This window comes from Streptomyces sp. NPDC022552, from assembly GCF_055561875.1.
On sequence record NZ_JBVHGJ010000001.1, the window covers coordinates 988197 to 1011521 of the forward strand.

At 71.6% G+C, this 23325-nt stretch carries 18 protein-coding genes; 13 read left to right on the forward strand and 5 right to left on the reverse strand.

Annotated features, from left to right (window positions below; all coding sequences use genetic code 11):
- Nucleotides 1–13: 13 nt before the first annotated feature.
- The 5 genes from ACZ3OF_RS04510 to ACZ3OF_RS04530 all read left to right on the forward strand — a co-directional run bounded on the left by ACZ3OF_RS04510 (nt 14) and on the right by ACZ3OF_RS04530 (nt 6161).
- Nucleotides 14–1342 (forward strand): flavin monoamine oxidase family protein, encoded by a 1329-nt coding sequence (locus ACZ3OF_RS04510; RefSeq protein ID WP_467302689.1) that lies wholly within the window; start codon nt 14–16, stop codon nt 1340–1342.
- On the forward strand, nt 1335–2753 hold the full coding sequence (locus ACZ3OF_RS04515) for an aminobutyraldehyde dehydrogenase (protein ID WP_361666268.1): 1419 nt from the start codon (nt 1335–1337) through the stop codon (nt 2751–2753). The genes ACZ3OF_RS04510 and ACZ3OF_RS04515 overlap by 8 nt, the downstream gene beginning before the upstream one ends.
- A gap of 137 nt (nt 2754–2890) precedes the next feature.
- Nucleotides 2891–4342: a basic amino acid/polyamine antiporter gene (locus ACZ3OF_RS04520; protein ID WP_467302691.1), complete on the forward strand. Its 1452-nt coding sequence runs from the start codon at nt 2891–2893 to the stop codon at nt 4340–4342.
- A 55-nt stretch (nt 4343–4397) separates the two neighbouring features.
- Nucleotides 4398–5660 carry an arginine deiminase gene (locus tag ACZ3OF_RS04525; protein WP_467302693.1) on the forward strand — a complete coding sequence of 421 codons (1263 nt, stop codon included), beginning with the start codon at nt 4398–4400 and terminating at the stop codon, nt 5658–5660.
- Nucleotides 5661–5822: 162 nt separating this feature from the next.
- A complete protein-coding gene (locus ACZ3OF_RS04530) occupies nt 5823–6161 on the forward strand; it encodes a hypothetical protein (protein WP_361666264.1) in 339 nt (112 codons plus the stop codon).
- A gap of 79 nt (nt 6162–6240) precedes the next feature.
- On the opposite strand, the gene ACZ3OF_RS04535 is transcribed toward ACZ3OF_RS04530, so the two are convergent.
- Nucleotides 6241–7554: an ROK family protein gene (locus ACZ3OF_RS04535; protein ID WP_467302695.1), complete on the reverse strand. Its 1314-nt coding sequence runs from the start codon at nt 7552–7554 to the stop codon at nt 6241–6243.
- 186 nt (nt 7555–7740) lie between these two features.
- Between ACZ3OF_RS04535 and ACZ3OF_RS04540 the strand changes: the two genes are divergently transcribed.
- From ACZ3OF_RS04540 to ACZ3OF_RS04560, 5 genes are all read left to right on the forward strand, one after another.
- Nucleotides 7741–9057 carry an extracellular solute-binding protein gene (locus ACZ3OF_RS04540; protein WP_361666261.1) on the forward strand — a complete coding sequence of 439 codons (1317 nt, stop codon included), beginning with the start codon at nt 7741–7743 and terminating at the stop codon, nt 9055–9057.
- A gap of 13 nt (nt 9058–9070) precedes the next feature.
- Nucleotides 9071–10066: a carbohydrate ABC transporter permease gene (locus tag ACZ3OF_RS04545; protein ID WP_467302697.1), complete on the forward strand. Its 996-nt coding sequence runs from the start codon at nt 9071–9073 to the stop codon at nt 10064–10066.
- Between the two features lie 31 nt (nt 10067–10097).
- Nucleotides 10098–10937 carry a carbohydrate ABC transporter permease gene (locus ACZ3OF_RS04550; RefSeq protein WP_361667285.1) on the forward strand — a complete coding sequence of 280 codons (840 nt, stop codon included), beginning with the start codon at nt 10098–10100 and terminating at the stop codon, nt 10935–10937.
- 17 nt (nt 10938–10954) lie between these two features.
- Nucleotides 10955–12343 carry a GH1 family beta-glucosidase gene (locus ACZ3OF_RS04555; RefSeq protein WP_361666258.1) on the forward strand — a complete coding sequence of 463 codons (1389 nt, stop codon included), beginning with the start codon at nt 10955–10957 and terminating at the stop codon, nt 12341–12343.
- A 221-nt stretch (nt 12344–12564) separates the two neighbouring features.
- Nucleotides 12565–14811 (forward strand): discoidin domain-containing protein, encoded by a 2247-nt coding sequence (locus ACZ3OF_RS04560; RefSeq protein WP_467302700.1) that lies wholly within the window; start codon nt 12565–12567, stop codon nt 14809–14811.
- 72 nt (nt 14812–14883) lie between these two features.
- On the opposite strand, the gene ACZ3OF_RS04565 is transcribed toward ACZ3OF_RS04560, so the two are convergent.
- Nucleotides 14884–15432, reverse strand: coding sequence for a hypothetical protein (locus ACZ3OF_RS04565; RefSeq protein ID WP_361666254.1), 549 nt, complete (start codon nt 15430–15432; stop codon nt 14884–14886).
- Nucleotides 15433–15556: 124 nt separating this feature from the next.
- Between ACZ3OF_RS04565 and ACZ3OF_RS04570 the strand changes: the two genes are divergently transcribed.
- Nucleotides 15557–18487, forward strand: coding sequence for an AfsR/SARP family transcriptional regulator (locus ACZ3OF_RS04570; protein ID WP_467302702.1), 2931 nt, complete (start codon nt 15557–15559; stop codon nt 18485–18487).
- A gap of 149 nt (nt 18488–18636) precedes the next feature.
- Here the strand turns inward: ACZ3OF_RS04570 and ACZ3OF_RS04575 are convergent, their stop codons facing one another.
- The 3 genes from ACZ3OF_RS04575 to ACZ3OF_RS04585 are packed head-to-tail and all read right to left on the reverse strand — an operon-like array spanning nt 18637 to nt 21277.
- Nucleotides 18637–20415, reverse strand: coding sequence for an IclR family transcriptional regulator domain-containing protein (locus tag ACZ3OF_RS04575; protein WP_467302704.1), 1779 nt, complete (start codon nt 20413–20415; stop codon nt 18637–18639).
- Nucleotides 20412–21011, reverse strand: a complete 600-nt coding sequence (locus ACZ3OF_RS04580; protein ID WP_361666250.1) for an RNA polymerase sigma factor — start codon at nt 21009–21011, stop codon at nt 20412–20414. Before ACZ3OF_RS04580 ends, ACZ3OF_RS04575 begins: the two co-directional genes overlap by 4 nt.
- On the reverse strand, nt 21005–21277 hold the full coding sequence (locus ACZ3OF_RS04585) for a hypothetical protein (protein ID WP_467302706.1): 273 nt from the start codon (nt 21275–21277) through the stop codon (nt 21005–21007). The genes ACZ3OF_RS04580 and ACZ3OF_RS04585 overlap by 7 nt, the downstream gene beginning before the upstream one ends.
- A gap of 210 nt (nt 21278–21487) precedes the next feature.
- Here ACZ3OF_RS04585 and ACZ3OF_RS04590 point away from each other — a divergent pair, with 210 nt between their 5' ends.
- Nucleotides 21488–22348 (forward strand): ABC transporter ATP-binding protein, encoded by an 861-nt coding sequence (locus ACZ3OF_RS04590; RefSeq protein ID WP_361666245.1) that lies wholly within the window; start codon nt 21488–21490, stop codon nt 22346–22348.
- On the forward strand, nt 22345–23325 hold the full coding sequence (locus tag ACZ3OF_RS04595) for an iron-siderophore ABC transporter substrate-binding protein (protein WP_361666243.1): 981 nt from the start codon (nt 22345–22347) through the stop codon (nt 23323–23325). The genes ACZ3OF_RS04590 and ACZ3OF_RS04595 overlap by 4 nt, the downstream gene beginning before the upstream one ends.

The window sequence follows — 23325 nt, forward strand, 5'->3', positions numbered from 1 at the left end:
GAAGGAACACCTCATGAACCACGACGTCATCGTGCTCGGCGCCGGCCTGGCCGGTCTTGCCGCCGCACGCGACCTCGCCGCCGGCGGAGCCGACGTCCTCGTCGTCGAGGCCCGCGACCGCGTCGGCGGACGTGTCGAGCAGACCGAACTCCCCGACGGCCGGCTGGTCCAGCTCGGGGGAGAGGTCGTCGGCCGCGCCCACACCGCGTACACGACCCTGGCCGCCGAACTCGGCCTCACCCTCGCCCCCAGCTACGTCGCCGAGCCCGGCGCCCTCGCCCGCGCCACCCCCGAAGGCGTCTCCGCCGGCGACCCGCCCCACTGGTTCGGCCCCGGCGACGACGCATGCCACCAGAAGGTCACCGCCGCCTTCCGCGCACTCGCCCGGACCGTCTACCCCGACGCCCCGTGGGCCCATGCCGAAGCCACCGCCCTCGACCGGCTCTCCGTCGGCGACTGGCTGCGCTCCGAGGGAGCGACCCCGGCCGTCGTACGTCTCTGGGAGATCGGCCAACTCGCCCTCGCCGACGGTTCGTACGAGCGCACGTCGCTGCTCGCCGCCCTGCGCAAGCACGCCGCCGTACCCGGCTCCGCGGCAGGCTCCGACCACTACGACTACGAGGCCTGGGAGGGCCTGCGGGTGGCCGAGGGATCGGCGACGGTGGCCCTGCGCATGGCCGGCGCCCTCGGCGGGCGCGTCCGCACCGGCGCGCCCGTCGAGGCCGTCACCGTACGCGGGGCGGGCCGCTGCTCCGTACGGCTGGCCGGAGGCGAGACCCTCACCGCCGGCGCCGTCGTCAGCGCCCTGCCCGTCGGCCCGCTCCGCTCGGTCGACGTCACCGGAGTGTCCGAGGAGCGCCTCGCCTCTCTGCACCGTCAACGCCACGCGCTCGCCGCCAAGTTCGTCGCCGCGTACGACCGGCCGTTCTGGCGCGACCGCGGCCGCAGCGGCCTCTCCGAGTGCGAGGGGGTCCTCGGCAGCACCTGGCCGCAGAGCGACGGCATCCTCTCCGCCCTCGTACCGCCCGAGAGGCTCGGCGTCCTCCTCGGCATGCCCACCCCGCTGCGCACCGGCGAACTGCTGGCCGACATCGCCCGCCTCTACGGTGACGAGGCGTACCGGCCGTTGGCGAGCTACATCCGGATGTGGGGCACCGATCCGTGGACCCAGGGGTACGTCACCCAGTGGACCCCCGGCGACGTCATGGCCGTCGGCCCCCTGCACGGCACCCACGAACCCCCCTTCTACGTCTGCGGATCCGATCAGTGGACGGCCGGCTACATGGAGGGCGCCGTCCGCACCGGGCGCGACGCGGCCAAGGAGGCGCTTCGCCGTGGCTGACACCGTGCGGAACCACATCGCGGGCACCGACCGGCCCGCCGCCTCGGGCGAGACGATGGAGCTGGTCGACCCGTCCACCGGCCGGGTGCACCGCCGCGCCCCGCGCTCCGGCCGCGTCGACACGGACGCCGCCTGCGACGCCGCCGCGGCGGCCTACCGGCACTGGTCCACGACCACGCCCGCCGTACGGCAGCGCGCCCTGCTCTCCCTCGCCGACGCCATCGAGGAGCACGCGGACGCCTTCGTTACCGCCGAGACCGGAGACACCGGAAAGCCTCCCCACCAGTTCAGGACGGAGGAACTTCCGGCGATCGTCGACACCGTCCGCTTCTTCGCCGGAGCCGCCCGGAACCTGCCGGGCGTCGCCGCCGCCGAGTACACCGAGGGCCGTACCTCCCTGCTGCGCCGCGAACCGGTCGGGGTCTGCGCCCAGATCACGCCATGGAACTACCCGCTGATGATGGCCGTGTGGAAGATCGCCCCGGCGGTCGCCGCCGGGAACACCGCCGTGCTCAAGCCCGCCGACACCACCCCCTCGTCGTCCGCGCTGCTGGCCCGCGTCGCGGCCGCGCACCTGCCGCCGGGCGTGCTCAACGTGGTCTGCGGTGACCGCGACACCGGTCGCGCGCTCACGGCCCACCCCGACGTCGCCCTGATCGCCGTCACCGGCAGCGTGCGGGCGGGCCGGGAGATCGCGGCCGCCGCTGCCGCCGATCTCAAGCGGGTCCACCTGGAGCTCGGCGGCAACGCCCCGGTCCTCGTCCACGACGACGTGGACGTCGAGGCGACCGCCGCGGCCCTCGCCGCCGTCGCCTACTACAACGCGGGCCAGGACTGCACCGCGCCCACCCGGCTCCTGGTCCACCGGACGGTCCACGACGCGTTCCTCGCGGCCTTCGCCGCCGAGGCGCGGAAGCTGCGCACCGGCGCCCCGGACGAGCCGGACGCCGACGTCGGTCCGCTCAACAACGCGGCTCAACTCGCCTCGGTACAGTCCCTGCTGGCACGGCTCCCGGCGCACGCGGAGATCGTCACCGGCGGCGGCCGACCGCCCCGCGCCGGGTTCTTCCACGAGCCCACCGTCGTCGCCGGCGTGCGGCAGGACGACGAGATCGTGCAGGAGGAGATCTTCGGGCCCGTCGTGACCGTGCAGCCCTTCACGGACGAGGCGGAGGCCCTGCACCTGGCGAACGACGTGCGCCACGGCCTCGCCGCCAGTGTGTGGACCGCGGACCACGACCGCGCGATGCGCGCGACGCGCGCCCTCCACACCGGCATCGTGTGGGTGAACACCCACGGCACCACGGTCTCCGAGATGCCCCACGGAGGGGTCAAGCACTCCGGCTACGGCAGCGACCTCTCCCTCGCGGGCCTCCTGGACTACACGCAGGTCAAACACGTGATGCTGTGATCCCGCCCGGGCCGTTCCGGTCCGGGCCGTCGCCGAGATGCGGTGCGCATCAAGGAAAAATGAGTCATTTCCGGCTAAATTCCCCTTTCAATGGGTCGGCTCCGCGCGAGCGCCTGCCACTACTCGAAGGGGAACGTGTGACGAACGACGCGCGGGCCGCGGCCGCGGACACCGAGCCGGCGGTCAAACTGACGCTGCTGACCCTGACCGCGATGGTCGTCGGCTCCATGGTCGGCGCGGGGGTCTTCTCCCTGCCCCGCCGTTTCGCCCAGGAGACGGGTGTCGCGGGAGCGCTCATCGCGTGGGCGGTCGCCGGCTTCGGGATGCTCATGCTCGCCTTCGTCTTCCAGACCCTGGCCGTCCGCAGACCGGACCTGGACGCCGGTGTGTACGCGTACGCGAAGGCGGGCTTCGGGGAGTACCTGGGGTTCTTCTCGGCGTTCGGCTACTGGGCGAGCGCCTGCGTCGGCAACGTGACGTACTGGGTGCTCATCATGTCGACGATCGGGGCGATCGCCCCCGCGCTCGGCGACGGTGACACCGCCCTGGCCATCGTCCTCTCCTCGGCCGGACTGTGGGCATTCTTCCTGCTGATCCGTCGCGGCGTGAAGGAGGCGGCCGCGATCAACAGGATCGTGACCGTCGCGAAGCTCGTCCCCATCATCGTCTTCGTCATCCTGGCGCTGTTCTACTTCGAACCGTCCGTCTTCGCGGACAACTGGGGCGGCGCCGACTACGCCGGTTCGCTCTTCAACCAGGTGCGCGGCACGATGCTCGCCACCGTCTTCGTCTTCCTCGGCGTCGAGGGCGCCAGCGTCTACTCGCGGCACGCCAAACGCCGGGAGGACGTGGGACGGGCCACGCTCCTCGGCTTCCTCAGCGTCTTCGCGATCTTCGCCTCGGTCACCATCGTGTCGTACGGGATCCTCCCGATGAGCGAGATCGCCGAGCTGCGCCAGCCGTCCATGGCCGGCGTCCTGGAGGCGGCCGTCGGCACCTGGGGCGAGGTCTTCGTCAGCGTCGGCCTGATCGTCTCCGTCCTCGGCGCCTACCTCGCCTGGACACTGATGGCCGCCGAAGTGCTCTTCGTCGCGGCCAAGGACGATGACATGCCGCGCTTCCTCGGACGCTCCACAGGCGACGACGTACCCGCCCCCGCCCTGCTGATGACCACGTCCCTCAGCCAGGTCGTGCTGGTCGTCACCGCCTTCTCGGACGACGCGTTCAACTTCGCCCTCGATCTCACCAGCGCTCTGAGTCTGATCCCGTTCCTGCTGGCCGCGGCGTTCGCCGTCAAGATCGCACTGAGACCCCGTGAGGAGCGGGTCGTGGGGCGGAGCACCCGGCGGGAGCTCGTCGTCGCCGTCCTCGCGACGCTGTACACGGCCTTCCTCCTCTACGCGGCCGGGCTCAAGTTCGTCCTCGTCTCCTTCATCCTCTACGCCCCGGCCACCTTCCTGTTCGTCAAGGCGCGGCGCGAGCAGAACCGGCGTCTCTTCTCGCCCGCGGAGGCCCTCATCTGCGCCGTGTCCGTGGCCGGTGCGGTCGTCGGAGTCATCGCGCTCGCGGCCGGCTGGATCGAACTCTGACCCGACCGACGCCCCCCGCCTCCGCCCTCCGCGGCCTCCTCCGGAAAGGTTCACCATGACGAGCAGCGACACCCCCTCGGCCGAGCCCGCGCTCGGCGTCCACTCCGAGGTCGGACGGCTCCGCAAGGTGCTGGTCTGTTCACCGGGCCTCGCCCACCGCCGTCTCACCCCGACCAACTCCGACGACCTTCTCTTCGACGACGTCATGTGGGTCGAGAACGCTCAGCGCGACCACGCCGACTTCGTCAACAAGCTCACCCAGCGCGGTGTCGAGGTCGTCGAGCTGCACGATCTGCTCGCCGAGACGATGGCGATCCCCGAGGCCAGGAGCTGGCTCCTCGACCGCAAGATCGTCCCCAACGAGGTCGGTCTCGGGCTCGTCGACGACACCCGGGCCTTCCTGGAGTCCCTGGCCCCGCGGGAGCTGGCCGAGTTCCTGATCGGCGGTCTTTCCACGACCGATCTGCCCGAGGACTTCCGGTCCGGATACGTGGCGCTGGCGCGGGAGAGCGTCGGGCCACGCGAGTACCTGATGCCGCCCCTGCCGAACACGCTGTACACCCGCGACACCACCTGCTGGCTCTACGGCGGTGTGACGCTGAACCCGCTCTACTGGCCCGCCCGGCACGGCGAGACGCTCCTCATGAAGGCGATCTACAGCTTCCATCCGGACTTCGTGGACGCGACGGTGTGGTGGGGCGACCCCGAACAGGACTGGGGACAGGCCACTTTCGAGGGCGGTGACATCATGCCCGTCGGCAACGGTGTCGTCCTGATGGGCATGAGCGAACGCACCTCCCGTCAGGCCATCACCCAGGTCGCGGCCTCACTGTTCGCGCACGGAGCCGCCCAGCGGGTCATCGTCGCCGGGATGCCCAGACTCCGGTCGGCTATGCACCTCGACACCGTCTTCACCTTCGCCGACCGCGACATCGTCACGCTCTACCCGAAGATCATGGACGCGGTCCACACCTTCACGCTGCGCCCCGGTGACCGGGCGCCCGTGGACATCACCGACGAGGGCGGCGCCGCCTTCGTCGACGTGGTCGCCCGGGCCCTCGGGCTCCCCGCGCTGCGGGTGATCGAGACCGGTGGCGATGTGTACGCCTCCGAGCGCCAGCAGTGGGACAGCGGCAACAACGCCGTCGCCGTGGAGCCGGGTGTCGTCTTCACGTACGACCGCAACACACAGACAAACACCCTCCTGCGGAAGGCCGGGGTCGAGGTCGTCACCATCGTCGGTGCCGAACTGGGCCGCGGCCGCGGCGGCGGCCACTGCATGACCTGCCCTCTTGCCCGGGACGCCGTCACCTTCTGACCTGGAGCGGCCGGATTTCCGGGCGGCGGCGTCCGTCGGTTCATCTCTTTTGTGACGAGATGGAGTTGGGGGCATTCGGGTGGACTGCGGGGCGGACCGCAACTGCGCCCGGTCCTTTCGTAGTCGTCCTCATCAGTTGCACGACGAACTGAGGAGGCACTCGTGACCGGGTTTCAGGCTTTCGCTACGGGCACCACTGAGCTGCTGGATCTCGACCCGTACCGGTTCCCCGCCATGCTCATGGACGACGAGCCCGAGGAGACGACCATGACCCGCGGGGTCATGGAGTTCGGCGACTACGTTCTGCCCGCGCCGGCTCCGGAGAACCGCCTGTCCTTCCCGCTGCCGCCGGCCGACCGACGCCGCCTCGATCTGCACGCCGCGCTCACCGCGGCGGGCATCGCGCCCCTGCCCGGCGACCTCGGCGCCATCGAGGCGCTCTGCGCGCTCGACGACACCATCCATGACGCACTGCTGCGATGGATCACCCCGGCCCGGTGACGGCGGTCGCCGAGGCCCTGGCCAGGACCGCGGCGACCACGCTCGGCGTTCCGAGGCGGGTCGCCGCGGTGCCCCGCCTTCAGGACGTCGCGCGGTGCTGGAGGGCCGGTTGCCAGGTGGGGACGGGCTCCTCCGGCGGGGCCTCGCTGCGGCGGCCGCCCCGGGCGAAGAACGCTTCGAGGGGGAGGATCGCCGCGCCCACCGTCACGGCGTCCGGGCCGAGCGTGCCCAGCTCGATACGGGTCCGGCTGGCCGGGTAGCGCAGGGCGAAGGCCGAGGCGTGCGGCTTGACCGTCTCCAGGAAGCGGGAGCCGAGCTGGAGGCCGGCCCAGCCGCCGACGAGGATCCGCTCGGGCTGGAAGAGGTTGATCAGGTCGGCGAAGCCGGCGCCCAGATACTCGGCGGTCTCCTCCAGGACGGCGAGCGCCGTCGCGTCGGGCTCCCTCTCCGCGTCGTGCGGGGGATAGGCGGCGGCGAGCATCGACGTCAGCGCGGTCTCCTCGTCCGCCCCCGCGGGCGGCCTGCCGCCCGCCTCCCGCCAGCGGTCGAGGAGCGCCTCGGCGCCCGCGTACGCCTCCAGGCAGCCCTGGGAGCCGCAGCGGCAACGGCGCCCGCGCACCCGTACCGTGAGATGACCCCACTCGATCGCCCGCCCGGTGCCCATGCCTTCGCCGATCACGCAGGCGCCGACACCGGAGCCGAAGAGGACGACGACGGCGCTGGCGGTGCCGCGTCCGGCCCCGAACCACATCTCGGCCTGCCCGAGCGTCTTGGAGCCGTTGTCGATGTAGTACGGCACGCTCTCCGGCACCGCGCCGGTGTCCCGCAGCAGCCGCTCCAGGGGCACGGCGTCCCAGCCGACGGTCTGGCCGTGCACGACGGCGCCGTCCTCGGGCGCGTGGGCGACGATGCCCGGGACGCCGATGCCGACGCCGAGCAACCGCTCGGGGGGCACGTCCGCCGCGCGCAGCACCTTGGCGATGCCGTCGCGTACGTGGTCGACCACGATGCCGATGTCGTACCGGCCGTGCGGACCGGTGCCGTCGGCCGACAGAGGGCTCTCCACGCGCGCCAGTTCGGTCAGGGCGAGGTCGAAGAGCTCGACCCTGATGCGTGTCTCGCCGACGTCGATGCCGATCATGCAGCCGCTGTCGGGGCTGACGCGCAGCAGGGTGCGGGGCCGGCCTCCGGCGGAGTCGACGCTGCCCGCCTCCTCCACCAGGCCCTCGGCGAGGAGTTCGCCGACCACGTTGCTGACGGACCCGGAACTCAGCCCGGTGGCAGGGCCGAGCGTCAGGCGGCTCTGCGGCCCGTCGAAATACAATCGTTGCAGAACCGCGGTGCGGTTCTCCCGCCGCAGGTCACGCACCGTACGACTGCTCTTCGCTCGCACCCTGCCCCCTGTTCGTGAAGTCTCTCATCGCAAGATACCCCTGTCAGGGCCCTTGACGCGACCTTCTCTCGGCATTTAACTCACGTCCTAAATTAAGCCGGGAGGGTGTACGGGGCGAGCGTGGGACGTCTCGCCCGCCCCCGCCTCCTCGGACTCCGTCACTCCCCGAAAGGGCCTTGAGGAGCCATGCGCAGAATCAGAGCCGCGGTCACTGGCGCCGTCACTCTCTCCCTCGTCCTCACCGCCGCCGCCTGCGGAGGCGGCACCTCCGACGGTTCCGGCTCCAACTCCCAGCCGAAGACGCTCACGTACTGGGCCTCCAACCAGGGCTCCAGCCTCGAGGTCGACAAGAAGGTCCTCCAGCCCGAACTCGACCGGTTCGAGCAGGAGACCGGCATCAAGGTGAAGCTGGAGGTCGTGCCCTGGTCGGACCTGCTCAACCGGATCCTCACCGCGACCACCTCCGGCCAGGGCCCCGACGTCCTCAACATAGGCAACACCTGGAGCGCCTCCCTGCAGTCCACCGGCGCCCTGCTGCCCTGGGACGCGAAGAACCTCGAGAAGATCGGGGGCAAGGACCGCTTCGTCGCCTCGGCGCTCGGCTCCACCGGCGCGGCCGGTCAGGACCCGGCCGCCGTGCCCCTGTACTCCATGGCCTACGCCCTCTACTACAACAAGCAGATGTTCAAGGACGCCGGCGTCGACAAGCCCCCGGCCACCTGGGACGAGCTGGTCGCCACCGGCAAGCGCCTGAGCAAGGACGGCAAGTGGGCCATCGGGGTCGAGGGCTCCAACCTCTCCAACAACATCCACCAGGTCTACGTCCTCGGCAAGCAGCACGGCGCCGACTTCTTCACCGCCGACGGCAAGGCCGACTTCACCTCCGACGGAGCCGTCGCCGCGGTCAAGCAGTACGTCGACCTGATGGCCGCGCACAAGATCGTCGCCCCCGGCAACGCGGAGTACGCCCAGAACCAGTCGCTCAGCGACTTCGCCAAGGACAAGACCGCCATGGTCCTGTGGCAGACCCCCTCGCAGACGTTCGCCTCGCAGGGGATGAAGGAGGACGAGTGGGGTGTCGCCCCCGCGCCGGTCCTCTCCGGTGAGCCGGGCCAGGGAACGGCCGTCAACTCCATGGTCGCCGGCATCAACATGGCCGTCTTCAAGAACACGAAGAACGTCGACGGCGCCATGAAGTTCGTGAAGTTCATGACCAGCGACGAGGAGCAGAAGGTCCTCAACAAGGCGTACGGCTCCATTCCGCCGGTCAAGTCCGCGCAGCAGGACCCCGCCTTCTCCACCCCGTCGCTCACCGTCATCCGCGAGACGCTCGCCACCAGCGCCTCCGCCCTGCCGCAGGTCCCCGAGGAGTCCCAGTTCGAGACCGTCGTCGGCACCGCGGTCAAGGAGCTCTTCGCCGACGCCGCGGCCGGCCGGCCCGTCACCGACGAGTCGGTGAAGGCCGCGCTCGAAAAGGCCCAGCAGCAGATGCCCAAGAAGTAGGCGCGGACCACTCATGACCTCTACCGTCTCGCCCCGCGAGGAACGGGCGGTGCGGAAGGCGCCGCCCGGAGAGGCGCGCCCCACGCGCCGCCGCTCCGGGCGGCTGCGCCGCATCGGGCTGCCGTACCTGCTGCTCCTGCCCGCCCTGGCCCTCGAACTCCTCGTCCACCTCGTGCCGATGCTGATCGGTATCGCCATGAGCTTCAAGGAGCTCACCCAGTTCTCCATCCGTAACTGGGCCGACGCGCCCTGGGCCGGATTCGAGAACTACGCGCTGTCGATCGACTTCGACGCCCCCGTGGGACAGGCTCTGCTCACGTCCTTCGTGACGACCTGCCTGTTCACCGTCACGTCCGTCGGACTGTGCTGGCTCCTCGGCACCGCCGCGGCCGTCTTCCTCCAGGAGTCCTTCCGCGGCCGGGGCCTGCTGCGCGCGCTCTTCCTCGTCCCGTACGCCCTGCCGGTCTACGCCGCCGTCATCACCTGGGCGTTCATGTTCCAGCACGACAACGGCCTGATCAACCACGTGCTGCACGACCAGCTGGGCATCGGCGACCGTCCCGCCTTCTGGCTCATCGGCGACAACAGCTTCTGGGCCCTGCTGATCGTCTCCGTGTGGAAGGGCTGGCCGTTCGCCTTCCTCACCGTGATGGCCGGCCTGCAGAACATCCCCCGCGAGCTGTACGAAGCGGCCGCCCTGGACGGGGCCGGGGTGTGGAAGCAGATCCGGCACATCACGCTCGCCTCCCTGCGACCGGTCAACCAGGTCCTCGTCCTGGTGCTGTTCCTGTGGACGTTCAACGACTTCAACACGCCGTTCGTGCTCTTCGGCAAGGCGGCGCCCGAGGCGGCCGACCTGATCTCCCTGCACATCTACCAGTCCTCGTTCCAGACCTGGAACTTCGGCACCGGCTCGGCTATGTCCGTCCTGCTGCTGCTCTTCCTCCTCCTCGTCACGGGCGTCTATCTGCTGGTCACCGGCAGAGGAAGGAAGGCAGGCGATGTCTGAGCCCGCCCGGCGGGGGACGCCCCGCTCCCCGATGGCCGCGCCCCGCTCCTTCCTGTGGACGCGGCGCGTCTTCCTCACCCTGCTCACCGGATTCGTCCTGCTGCCGGTGTACGTGATGGTCTCCAGCTCCCTCAAGCCGCTGCAGGACGTCTCGGAGAAGTTCCAGTGGCTCCCCTCGGAGCTCACCGTCCGGCCGTACATCGACATCTGGCACACCGTCCCGCTCGCCGACTACTTCGTGAACTCCCTGATCGTCGCGGTCGCGGCGACCGTGTGTTCCGTCGTGGTCGCGGTCTTCGCGGCATACGCCGTCAGCCGCTACGGCTTCCGCGGCAAGCGGGTCTTCACGGTGACCGTGCTGTCGACACAGATGTTCCCCGGGATCCTCTTCCTGCTGCCGCTGTTCCTCATCTACGTCAACATCGGCAACGCCACCGGGATCGCCCTCTTCGGCTCGCGCGGCGGCCTGATCCTCACCTACCTCACCTTCTCGCTGCCGTTCTCCATCTGGATGCTGATCGGCTACTTCGACTCGATCCCCCGGGACCTCGACGAAGCGGCCAAGGTCGACGGCTGCGGCCCCCTCGGCGCACTGTTCCGCGTGGTCGTCCCCGCGGCCGTGCCCGGCATCGTCGCCGTCGCCGTCTACGCCTTCATGACCGCCTGGGGCGAGGTCCTCTTCGCCTCCGTGATGACCAACGACACCACCCGTACCCTCGCCGTCGGCCTCCAGGGCTACGCCACCCAGAACGACGTGTACTGGAACCAGGTCATGGCCGCCTCCCTCGTCGTGAGCGTGCCCGTCGTCGCCGGCTTCCTCCTTCTCCAGCGCTATCTCGTCGCAGGCCTCACCGCGGGTGCGGTCAAGTGACGCTCTTCTTCCCACCGATGTCAGAGAGGTCCTCCGTGTCCGAACCCACCGACGCCCGCGCGCTCGACCTGGACGCCTTCCCCGCCGGCTTCTCCTGGGGCACCGCGACCTCCGCCTACCAGATCGAGGGCGCCGTGACCGAGGACGGCCGCGGTCCGTCCATCTGGGACACCTTCTCCCGTACGCCCGGCGCGATCGACAACGGCGACCACGGCGACACCGCCTGCGACCACTACCACCGCTGGCCCGAGGACATCGCCCTGATGCGCGGCCTCGGCGCCGACGCGTACCGCCTGTCGATCGCCTGGCCACGCGTCGTCCCGGCCGGTGACGGCCCACTGAACCCGCCGGGGCTGGACTTCTACGACCGGCTCGTCGACGGCCTCCTGGACGCGGGGATCACCCCTTCGGTCACCCTCTACCACTGGGACCTGCCCCAGGCGCTCCAGGACCGGGGCGGCTGGGCCGAGCGGGAGACCGCCGAACACTTCGCCCGGTACGCCGGAAGGGTCGCCGCCCGCCTCGGTGACCGTGTCGGGCAGTGGGCCACGCTGAACGAGCCGCTCTGCTCGGCGTGGATCGGCCATCTCGAAGGGCGCATGGCCCCCGGTCTGACCGACCTCACCACCGCCGTACGCGCCTCCTACCACCTGCTCCTCGGTCACGGTCTCGCGGCACAGGCCGTCAGGGCCGCCGTCCCCGACGCCCAGGTCGGCATCGTGACCAACCACTCCACCGTCGCGCCCGCCTCCACCCGGCCCGAGGACATCGCGGCCGCCGCCCGCATGGACGGCCACACCAACCGTTGGTGGCTCGACCCCGTGTACGGCCGCGGCTTCCCCGCCGACATGCGCGAGCTGTACGGCGTCGAGCTGCCCGAACGGCCGGGCGACCTCGACACCGTCGCCGCCCCGCTCGACTGGCACGGCGTCAACTACTACTTCCCCGTCACCGTCGCCGACGACCCCGCGGGACCCGTCCCGTACGCCCGCGAGCTCCGCCTGCCGGACGTGCCGCGCACCGGCATGGACTGGCAGATCGACGGCGACGGTCTCGAGGCGATCCTGATGCGGCTCACCGACGACTACGGCGCGCACCGGCTGTACGTCACCGAGAACGGCTCCGCCTTCCCCGACACCGTCGGCCCGGACGGGACGGTGGACGACCCCGAGCGGACCGCGTACCTGGAGGAGCACGTCGCCGCCTGCGCCCGTGCCCTGCGCAAGGGCGTGCCGCTCGCCGGGTACTACGCGTGGTCCCTGCTCGACAACTTCGAGTGGGCCTACGGCTACGACAAGCGCTTCGGCCTCGTCCACGTCGACTACGCCACACAGCGGCGGACCGTGAAGGGGAGCGGCCGCAGGTACGCGGACATCATCCGCGCCCACCGGGGGCTCACCGGCTGACGGGCGACCGCCACCGGTCGCCGACGGCAGGGTTTCCGCTCCCACGAGGGGGGAGCGGAAACCCTGCCTTCGCGCGCCCCGGGGCCGGATTCCTCGCGTGATCCGAGGCTTAAGGCAAGACGAAAGAAAAGCCCTGTCAGAGTTATTGACCGTCAGAAACGGCGCCGGGCAGGGTGTCCGGGAGCGCTCTCCCGCTTCCGTTTCCTTCCAAGGAGCCCCGCATGTCTCCTCTTGGGCAACACCCACCCCTCACATCGCAGAGAGGCGCACCAGCACCAGCGTCAGCACCGGCGCCCGCTCCCGTACCCGCGCCAGCATCCGCACGGCGACCATGGGTGCGGCGCGGTGTCGCGGCGGCCGTGGCCACGGCCCTCACCGGTACGCTGCTCGCCCTGGCCCCGGCGACCGGGGCCAGGGCGGCCGCCGTGCCGGCCTCGCAGGGCAAGCCCGTCACCGCCTCCAGCGTGGAGCAGCCCGGCACCGCGGCAGCGGCCGCGGTGGACGGCGACCTCGGCACCCGCTGGTCCAGCGCCTTCTCCGACAACCAGTGGCTCCAGGTCGACCTCGGCGCCCCCATCGCGCTCGACCGGGTGGAACTCCGCTGGGAGGCCGCCTACGCCAAGGCCTACCGCATCGAGCTGTCCACCAACGGCACCGACTGGACGTCCGCGTACGCCACGACGACCGGGGCAGGCGGCACGGAAACCGTCCCCGTCTCCGGCACCGCCCGCTACGTACGCCTCCAGGGCGTCACGCGCGCCACCGGATACGGCTACTCGCTCTGGGAGTTCCAGGTGTACGGCACCGACGGCGGCCCGACGCTCCCCGGCGGCGGCGACCTCGGGCCGAACGTGCACGTCTTCGACCCGTCCACCCCCGGCATCCAGGCCAAGCTCGACGAGGTCTTCCGACAGCAGGAATCGGCGCAGTTCGGCAGCGGCCGGCACGCCTTCCTCTTCAAGCCCGGCACGTACAACGGGCTCAACGCGCAAGTGGGCTTCTACACCCAGATAGCCGGTCTCGGCCTGCGCCCCGACGACACCTCGATCAACGGCGACGTGACCGTCGACGCGGGCTGGTTCAACGGCAACGCCACCCAGAACTTCTGGCGCTCCGCCGAGAACCTGGCCCTCACCCCGGTCAGCGGCACCAACCGGTGGGCCGTCTCCCAGGCCGCCTCGTTCCGCCGTATGCACGTGAAGGGCGGTCTCAACCTCTCACCCAACGGCTACGGCTGGGCCAGTGGCGGCTACATCGCCGACAGCAAGGTCGACGGGCAGATCGGCAACTTCTCGCAGCAGCAGTGGTACACGCGCGACAGCGCCATCGGCGGCTGGTCGAACTCCGTGTGGAACCAGGTCTTCTCCGGCGTCGAAGGCGCTCCCTCCACCAGCTTCCCCGAGCCCCGCTACACCACCCTCGACACCACCCCGATCTCCCGGGAGAAGCCCTTCCTCATCCACGAGGGTGGGGAGTTCAAGGTCTTCGCACCCGCCAAGCGCGTCAACGCGCGCGGCACCACGTGGGCGAACGGCACCCCGCAGGGCGAGTCGATTCCGCTGAGCAGGTTCTACGTCGTCAAGCCCGGCGCCACCGCCGCCACGATCAACGCGGCCGTCGCCCAGGGCCTGCACCTGCTCTTCACCCCCGGCGTCTACCACGTCGACCGCACCCTGGAGATCAACCGGGCGAACACCATCGTGCTGGGCCTGGGGCTGGCGACCATCATCCCGGACAACGGCGTGACCGCCATGCGGGTCGGTGACGTCGACGGTGTCCGGCTGGCCGGCTTCCTCATCGACGCCGGACCCGTCAACTCGCCGACACTGCTGGAGGTCGGCCCCGCCGGCGCGGCCGCCGACCACGCCGCCAACCCCACCACCGTGCAGGACGTCTACCTCCGCATCGGCGGGGCCGGCGCGGGCAAGGCGACCACCAGCATGGTCGTCAACAGCGACGACACGATCATCGACCACACCTGGGTCTGGCGGGCCGACCACGGCGAGGGTGTCGGCTGGGAGACCAACCGGGCCGACTACGGCGTCCGCGTCAACGGCGACGACGTGCTCGCCACCGGACTGTTCGTCGAGCACTTCAACAAGTACGACGTGGAGTGGTACGGCGAGCGGGGCCGCACGATCTTCTTCCAGAACGAGAAGGCGTACGACGCCCCGAACCAGGCCGCCATCCAGAACGGCGCCACCAAGGGCTATGCCGCCTACCGTGTCGACGACTCGGTCACCACCCATGAGGGCTGGGGCCTCGGCAGCTACTGCTACTACAACGTCGACCCGACGATCCGGCAGGCACACGGCTTCAAGGCACCCGTGAAGCCTGGCGTGAAGTTCCACAGCCTGCTCACGGTCTCGCTCGGCGGCAACGGCCACTTCGACCACGTCATCAACGACATCGGAGCGCCCACGGCCGGCAGCGAAACCATCCCGTCGACCGTCGTCTCCTTCCCCTGACCCACCGGCCGGTGTCCGCCGTCACGGCGGACACCGGCCCTCCGGCCCCCCTCCCCCGACGAGGGGGCCGATCTAGACCGCGGCGCGTTCGCCCGCCGGCTCGACGATCATGATCTGAACGTGCGAGGGGGCGTATCTGCGCGCCTTGCGGATCAACTTGGTCAGATGGAACTTGGGCCGCTGCACGGCGACATGGATGGGCGCGGGCATCGCCGGGTTCCGCGGCGGCACCACGGCGCCCGGCGGCAGGGCCGCACCGGGACGGAGCCGCACGCCGATCAAGGCGTGCGGGTCGTCCGGCGGGGTGGCCACGGCGAACTGGGAGACGTCGGACCACGGCAGCAGCACATTGCCGACGCGTACACCTGCCGCGTCGAACTGGAACGCCGTACGACGCTGTTCGAACCACGCGATGATGAAGGGCAGGGCCGCGACGATCACCGCGCCGCCCTGGACCTCGAGCCCCCAGCCGAGCAGGAGGGCAAGCGCCACGACCCCGATGATCGCTCCCCACAAGCCCGCCAGGTCCCTGGGGGAGAACGGGTGGGTGACCCGGAAGCGCTCCCATCGCGCACCGCGGCGGGTGGGCGGGGTGCCGGGTGGGCGATCGACGTTCGACATGGTGACAGGTCCTCTCTTGACGACGTGGCAGACCCTCTCGCGTCGCGGTGGAACGACGATGAAATCCTGCTGATGCGCGCGAGCGTTCACCTGAGCGAACGCATACGGAGGAGGCCACGGGGGCATGGGGGAATCGGTGAGGTGCGTGGATCCGGTGGCACGGCTGCGGATCGACCTGCTGGGACAGGTCGGTGTCCGCCGCGGCGAGGAGCCGCTCGACATCGGTCCCGTACGGCGACAGGCGGTCCTCGCCGCGCTGGTCCTGCGTGACGGAACGTTGATCACCCGTCAGCAGCTGCTCGACGACGTGTGGGGAGCCGAGCCACCGGGGACGGGCCACCGAGTCCTGCCGAGCTACGTCTACCCCCTACGGAAGGCGCTCGACGCGCCCGGCACCGGATTCGCACAGTCGGTGATCCGCGGCGAGCGCGGCGGCTACCGCTTCGTCCCCGGGGCGGCCCGGACGGATGTGGCCGAGCTGACCGGACGGGCGGCCGAGAGCCGGCGGGCGAAGGCCGCAGGCACCCTCGACACCGCCCTGGAGCACTGCGCCCGGGCACTCGACCTGTTCCGCGGCGAGCCGCTGGCCGGGCTGCCGGGACCCTTCGCCGACGCGGAGCGTCAGCGCCTCGCCCAGCAGCGGCGCGTGCTGCACCAGGAGCGGGTGGAGTGCCTGGTCCTCCTCGGCCGTTTCGCGGACGCCCTGGACGGCCTCGCGGCCGCGGCTCTGGTCCAGCCGTACGACGAGGCCCTCGCCGCCCTGCGCATGCGGGCGCTGTACGGCAGCGGCCGGCAGGCGGAGGCGCTCGCCTTCTACCGGGAGACGCGCCACCGGCTCCTGGAGGAGCTGGGGCTGGAGCCCGGCGAGGAGCTCCGGCGGGTCCACCAGGGCGTTCTGCGCCGGGACGACGCCCTGCTCCTCGGAGACGGCGTCACGCGCCCGCCCGCTGCCGGGCCCGCTACGGCGCACCCGCGGCGGCCCCGCGTCGACCTGCCGGGCGACACCGCGTGCCTCGTCGGCCGCGAGGCCGAACTCGCCCTGCTCACCGCCCCCGTGCCCTCCGGAGCCGTGTCCGTGGCTGCCGTGGACGGAACGGCGGGGGTCGGCAAGACCGCGCTCGTGGTCCGCGCGGGCTGGACGCTCCACGGCCAGTACCCGGACGGCTGCCTGTTCGTGGACCTGCGCACGCACGACGGGGCTCAGGAGAGCGTCGGACCGCAGCGGGCCCTGCGCCGGCTGCTGCGCGCGATCGGAAGCGACGTCAGCGACCTGCCGGGCGATCTGGACGACCTGGTCGCGGCCTGGCGAGCGGCGACGAGTTCGCTGCGGCTGCTCCTGGTCGTCGACGACGCCCGCAGTGCGGAGCAGGTGCGCCCGCTGCTGCCCGCCGGGCCCGGCAGCCGGGTTCTGGTGGCCGGGCGCGGGCGGCTGCCGGACCTCGACGCCGACCTGCGGCTCTCCGTCGAGCCCCTCGACACGGGAGCGGCGGTCGAGCTGCTCCGGCAGCTCCTCGGCGAGGAGCGCGCGGACAGCGAGCCGCAGGCCGCGCGCGAACTCGCCCGGCGCTGCGGGGGACTGCCGCTGGCACTGCGGATCACCGGCGCCCGTCTCCAGCACCGCCCGTCCTGGACGATGGCCCACCTCGCGGGCCGGATGCCCGACGACGAACACGGCCTCGACGAACTGAGGGCCGGGGACCGCAGCGTGGAGGCCGCCTTCCAGCTGTCGTACGACCAGCTCCCGCCCGAACTGCGGCGCGCGTTCCGTACGTTGGGGTCGTCGCCGACGTACGTCCTCGACGGACTCACCCCCGCCGTCATGCTGGGCTGCTCCCGCGAGACGGCCGAGGACCTCATGGAGCGGCTGGTCGACGCGAGCCTGCTCCAGCAACCCCGGCCCGACCGCTATCGACCGCATGATCTCGTCAGGGCCCACGCGCGGCGGCTCGCCGAGGCGACGCCCGAGGAGGCCGCCGCCGACCGCGCGGCGGTGCTGCGGCTCTATGTCGCCGCAGGGCGCGGCGCCGGCGACTGGGGCCCCGAGGGCTTCCCGAGCGGCCCCGACCTCACGGGCTCGCCCTTCGCCGACTGGAGGGCCGCGTCCGCCTGGCTGGAGGCCGTCGGCGGTGAACTGGTCGACGTGGTGGCCCACGCGGTCGCCGCCGGGGAGTACGACCACGCCTGCTGGATCGCCGAGAGCATGGTCGACCACCTGGTCCGCCGGGGCCGCTCCCACGAGTGCCGTGCCGCGCTGGAACTGGCGCTGCCGTACGCGGAGATGGCCACCGACCGGAGGATGCCCGCCTCCCTGCGGAACTGCCTGGGCGTCACCGACATCTACCAGGGGAGGTTGCGGCAGGCGCACGCCTGGTTCGTCGACGCGCTGCAACGGGCCCGGAGCCAGGGCGATCCCCTGGACCAGGCCCGGGCGATCGCCGGGATGGGCATCGTGGAGTGGCCTCTCGGCCGGATCGAGGAGGCCGTCGCCCACTTGCGGGAGGCGGCCGAGCGGGCGACGGGGCTCGACGACAACTGGCTGGCCGGGATGGTGACCTGCAACCTCGGCGCCATCCAGGCCCGGCAGGGGCGGCACGAGCACGCACTCGAGCACTACGACTCCGCCCTGGCCCTGGCCGAGAAGAACGGCCGCCCCGGACTGATCGCCAGGTTCCTGTGCTTCGCCGCCGACGCGCGGATCGCCTTGGGCCGCCACGCGGAGGCCGCGAGCCTGGTGGGACGGGCCGTCGAACTGGCCCGTGACGCGGGTGAGGAGGAGCTGCACACGGTCACGCTCACGCGGCTCGGATTGGTGGAACAGGGCAGGGGCCGGCCTCACAGGGCCGTGGACCTCCACCAGGAGGCCCTGTCCACGCTCACCGAGCGCACCAGCACATGGCTCGAGATGGATGTCCGCATCCGGCTGGGCCAGAGTTACGCTGCGGCGGGCCGCGGGGCCGAGGCGCGGCAGCAGTTCCGCGCGGCCCTGGCCCTCCCCGGAGCCGACGACCACGCCCCCGCGTACGACCTGGCGCGCGACGGCCTGAACAACTGCTGAGCGCGGCCCGCGCCGTCAGCCCCCGGCCCGTCGTGCTCCCCCCCCACGACGGGCCGGTCATACGGGTTCGCGGAACCCGGGCATGGGGGGCCTCCCCATGCCCGGAACGGTCGAGCACCGCGCCCGGAACCGCAGCCCCCAACGGCGGGTCAGGGCAGGGCCCGACGGGGTTCGGGGGTCGTGTCCGTCCAGTCCGCCGGTGCCGCGGCGGTGGCGGTGGACAGGTCGTCGTAGGCGAGGAGGTGGGCGAGGAGCAGTCCGGTGGCGCGCCGGCTCAAGGAACGGGCGGCCTCGATGAGCCGGGGGTGCTGGTGGGCCGGCAGCGACAGGGCGACGCTGGAGGCCCGGCCGGGCAGCCCGAGGGAGTACGCGACGCAGACCTCGGTCCTGGAGTACTCCAGGAGGTCGAACTGGGCCGCGTGGGGGACGTGTCCGTCGAGGGTCTCGATCAGGGCGCGGGGGTTCGTGATGGTGCGGTCGGTGAGCTGGATGGAGGGGTAGCGGGCGAGGTGGTCCATGCGGGAGGCGAAGTCGAGCTGGGCCAGGAGGCTCTTGCCGACGGCGCTGGCATGGCCCGTGTCGGTGAAGGGCGCCCACTCGTCGACCGGCGGGGCCGTCGGGCTGTGTGCGGCTTCGTGGATGTGGATCTCGCCGTCGGTGTAGCTGCTGAGGTAGACCGCCGCGTCGAGTTCGTCGCGGAGACCGGCGAGGGCGTTCCTGAGGAGCTCGCCGTCGGGGTCGGGCCCCGTCACCAGGTTCATCAGTGGCCCGGGGTGGTGGGCGCCGGCGACGCTGTCGACAAGACGCTGGCCCCGGAGCCATTCCAGCAGCAGGGCGGTGCCGTTCAGGGACATCCGCGCGCGCCGCGCGAGGGTGCGGGTGTCGGTCCCGCCCCCGGCGCAGATGAGCTGGAGCAGGTCCCTGGCCCGTTGGGTGGCCTGCCACCTGGCCGGAACCACGGCGGGGGACAGGTCGCGCCGGGCCATGTCCGTGAGGACGGCCGGCCGCAGGGCGTTCGCCGACCACCAGGGCTCCTGCCCGCCCTCTCCCGGGCCCACCTCACCGGCCGCCTCGTGCGACATCAACGCGGCGACGGCCTCGGTGTCGGTCCCGCCTTCGCTCTCGGTCCCGCTCTCGGTATCCAGAGGCAGCTGGGGGAGAGGAAGGACCAGCCCGGGCTCCTGCCCGCCCGGCAGCGCGGTGAGCCGCGGCCGCCGTCCCTCCGTCGCTGCGTCCGACGGGGTGTGCCGGTACTCGTTGGGCACCAGGGGCGCGGGCACGAGGAAGAGCTGAGGCTGCGCGTCGGTCTCCGTTCCGAGCGCCGGACCACCGTCCGCGGCGGGCGGCTCCCCACCACCGCGTGCGCGTGAGTGACCGTCACCGGCCGTCCCCGGACGGGGTGTTCCGGGCTCCGCACGGAGCATCTCCTCGGGTACGCGGAGCCGGGTGCGGACCTCCTCGAAATACCGGGGGTCCTCAGGGACGGCGGTCGCCGTGCCGGGGCCCGGGCGCCGGTGACCGAGCGCGCTCAGCAGCCGGGTGGCGTCCCCGTGGCCGTGCCGCGCGGCCTCCGCGACCAGGTAGCCCGCCTCGTCGGCCCACTCCCCGCCGGCCCGGAGCGCGACCACGGCCAGCCGGAACAGGGCACCCGGGTGTCCGGCCGAGGCCCCCTCCCCCAGCCACTGCGCGGCGGCGACGAGTTCGTCCCGGGCGAGCGCCTTCGAGCCGAGGCGGTAGAGCGAGTTCGCCCGCTCACGTTCCTCACGGCCCGTCTCGTACGCGCCAGTGAGGGGGCCGAACTCCCCCTCGGGCCGGTCCCAGAAGTCCGGAGGCCCGGCCAGCCGGCCCATCAGTTCCACGAGCCCGGCCGGGACGTCCGGCGCCGGGCGGCCGCCGCTGTCCGCGTTGAAGCGGCTCACAACCGTCACCTGTCCTTCTTCAAGCATCGTGTCGTCTTCCGGTGCTCGTCGCGGATGAACGCGACCAGGGCGTCCCGCAGTTCGAGCACCGCCTTGTACCGCTCCCGGTGGAGCCGGTCCGTGCGCATCCCGAGCGAGGCCGCGATCTCCCCGTCGCTGAGTCCCTGGCTCTGGAGCCGTACGACCTGACGACGGCGGCTCGGCGGCATCGCGTCGATGGCGGGCCGCACGAGATCCTCCAGCGGATCGAACTCGCCGACCGCCTGTCGCTGCTCGGGCAGCGAGGCCGTCAGGCCGTCGCCCGCCAGCTCCAGCCGTCCCTCGGCCCTGAGCCGGTCCCGAGCCAGGTTCCAGGCCGCGGTCCGCAGATAGGCCGGGACGTTGACCGCCTCGTCGAGCTCACCCCTGGCGGCCTTGCGCGCCACACGCAGGAACGCCTCCTGGGCTATGTCCTGACAGGCCTGGAGCGACAGCTTCTCGTCGCTCCGCCTCCTCAGCGCGTGGGGCTCCCGGCCCATGAACACCGGGTAATGGTCGTAGAGTCGCCGCCCGACCCCGCCGTCCACCGCGAGCGCCGCCCCCTCCCGCGTCTCACCGTCTACCACGGGGCGCGCTCCTTCGCCGAGGACGCGTCCGCCGTCCCGCGGGCCTCCGCCGCGCCGGATACGTGCGCCGCCGTCCCGCCGGGGCCCGTCGTCATCACGATCCTGACGGTGACGACGGCGGCCCCGTCGTCGGCCGCCACGGCGCCCTGCGTGCCTCCTCTGGACCGTCGCCGGTCTGCGTACAGGTGCACCGCAGCGGTGAGCCCGGGGATCACCACGCTCATCAACGCCGGGACGATCCCGGTCCACTCGAAGGGCGCCGTCATCTGAGTCGATCTCCATCTGTTCCGAAGGGGGCGCGGTACGCGCCCTCGCCTCACAGACGGCCGGGCCCTGCCCGTTCTCCCCCATGGACCGGAAATACCCGGAACTGACCAGATGTCTGACCGAAGATGACCGATCCCACCCGGCTTGCCCCGGATCGCTCGCGCCCACCCCGTGTTCAGTCTTAATTAGGTTAGGCTAACCTGTGCGGCGTGAGAGTTGGTGAAGAAAGCCCGCAGGCCACGGCCGTACGCGGTCACGCCCTGTCGGCCACAGAGGTCACCGTCGCCTACGACGGTGTCGATGTCGTGCACGACGCGGCCGTGACGCTGCGACCCGGCGAAGTGACCGTGCTCGTCGGGCCGAACGGCAGCGGAAAGTCGACGCTCCTGCGGACGATCGCCCGTCTGCAGCGGCCCCGCAGCGCCACGCTGACCATCGACGCCGACACGGACGGCCTCGCCCTGACGCCCCGCGAGTTCTCGCGGCACGTGGCCCTGCTGACGCAGGGGCGCCCTACGCCCAGCGGGCTGACGGTACGGGACGTCGTCGAGTTCGGCCGCTACCCGTACCGCGGGCGCTGGGGCACGTCGGACCCCGGCGGCAAGGTCGCGGTGGACCGCGCGCTCGGCATGACGGGCGTCGAGGAGTTCGCCGACCGGGGCGCCGAGTTCCTCTCCGGAGGACAGCTCCAGCGGGTGTGGCTCGCGGGCTGCCTCGCGCAGGAGACCGGCGTGCTGCTGCTCGACGAGCCGACGACCTATCTCGACCTGCGGTACCAGATCGAACTCCTCGACCTCGTCCGCGACCTGGCCGACGACCACGGCATCGCCGTCGGCGTCGTCCTGCACGACCTCGACCAGGCCGCGGCCGTCGCCGACCGGATCGTGCTGCTCCAGGCGGGACGGATCATCGCCGAAGGCCGCCCCGAACACGTCCTGACCGCATCCCGGCTGACGGACACGTACGGCATCCGCATCGAGGTCGACACCGACCCCACGACAGGCCGACTGCGCACCCGCGCCATCGGCCGCCATCACACGCGAAGCGAAAGGCTCAGCCCCACCCCATGAGACGCCTCCTCCTCACCGCCGCGGTCGCCACCACGGCGGCGCTCACCCTGACCGCCTGCGGGACCACCGAGCCCGCCAAGGACGACGCGAAGAAGTCCGCGGAGCCCATCACCCTCACCGACTCCACCGGCACGAAGGTGACGCTCGAAGGACCCGCCAAGAAGGTCGTCGGCACCGAGTGGAACGTCGTCGAGACCCTGATCTCCCTCGGCGTCGACCCCGTCGGCGTCGCCGACGTCAAGGGCTACAAGACGTGGGACACCGCGGTCCCGCTGAAGAACGACCCCAAGGACATCGGCACGCGCGGCGAGCCGAGCGTGGAGACCGTCGCCGGGCTGAAGCCCGACCTCATCGTCGCCACCAACGACCTGCCGCCGGCCGCCGTGAAGCAGCTGCGCAAGGTCGCCCCGGTTCTGGAGGTCAAGGCGGCCGACGCGGCCGACCCGATCGGCCGGATGACGAAGAACCTCGACCTCATCGCGCAGGCCACCGGCACCACCGAGAAGGCCGGCAAGCTCAAGACCGAGTTCGAGACGAAGCTCGCCGAGGGCAAGAAGGCCCTGGCCGACGCCGGACTGGCCGGCAAGCCGTACGCCTTCGCCGACGGCTACGTCGTCTCCAACCAGGTCTCGATCCGCCCGTTCACCAGCGGCTCGCTCATCGGCGCCGTCAACGAGAAGCTCGGCCTGAAGAACGCCTGGACGGTCGAGGGCGACCCGGCCTACGGCCTCGGCACCACCGACGTCGAGGGCCTCACCAAGCTCGGTGACGGCACGCACTTCGCGTACATCAGCAACAACGGCGACCCGAGCAGCACCCCGTTCGACGGCGTCCTGAAGAAGGACAAGGTGTGGACCTCGCTCTCGTTCGTGAAGAAGGGCGACACCCACCGGCTGCCCGACGGCATCTGGATGTTCGGCGGCACCGAGTCGATGAACCAGTACGTCGACTCCGTCGTGAAGGCGCTGACGAAGTAA

What these genes read in the sequence shown, in the direction of transcription:
- ACZ3OF_RS04510 (WP_467302689.1), top strand. Translation starts at nt 14, where the DNA reads ATGAACCACGACGTCATCGTGCTCGGCGCCGGCCTGGCCGGTCTTGCC.
- ACZ3OF_RS04525 (WP_467302693.1), top strand. Translation starts at nt 4,398, where the DNA reads ATGACGAGCAGCGACACCCCCTCGGCCGAGCCCGCGCTCGGCGTCCAC.
- ACZ3OF_RS04540 (WP_361666261.1), top strand. Translation starts at nt 7,741, where the DNA reads ATGCGCAGAATCAGAGCCGCGGTCACTGGCGCCGTCACTCTCTCCCTC.
- ACZ3OF_RS04545 (WP_467302697.1), top strand. Translation starts at nt 9,071, where the DNA reads ATGACCTCTACCGTCTCGCCCCGCGAGGAACGGGCGGTGCGGAAGGCG.
- ACZ3OF_RS04550 (WP_361667285.1), top strand. Translation starts at nt 10,098, where the DNA reads ATGGCCGCGCCCCGCTCCTTCCTGTGGACGCGGCGCGTCTTCCTCACC.
- ACZ3OF_RS04555 (WP_361666258.1), top strand. Translation starts at nt 10,955, where the DNA reads ATGTCAGAGAGGTCCTCCGTGTCCGAACCCACCGACGCCCGCGCGCTC.
- ACZ3OF_RS04560 (WP_467302700.1), top strand. Translation starts at nt 12,565, where the DNA reads ATGTCTCCTCTTGGGCAACACCCACCCCTCACATCGCAGAGAGGCGCA.
- ACZ3OF_RS04565 (WP_361666254.1), bottom strand. Translation starts at nt 15,432, where the DNA reads ATGTCGAACGTCGATCGCCCACCCGGCACCCCGCCCACCCGCCGCGGT.
- ACZ3OF_RS04570 (WP_467302702.1), top strand. Translation starts at nt 15,557, where the DNA reads ATGGGGGAATCGGTGAGGTGCGTGGATCCGGTGGCACGGCTGCGGATC.
- ACZ3OF_RS04585 (WP_467302706.1), bottom strand. Translation starts at nt 21,277, where the DNA reads ATGACGGCGCCCTTCGAGTGGACCGGGATCGTCCCGGCGTTGATGAGC.
- ACZ3OF_RS04595 (WP_361666243.1), top strand. Translation starts at nt 22,345, where the DNA reads ATGAGACGCCTCCTCCTCACCGCCGCGGTCGCCACCACGGCGGCGCTC.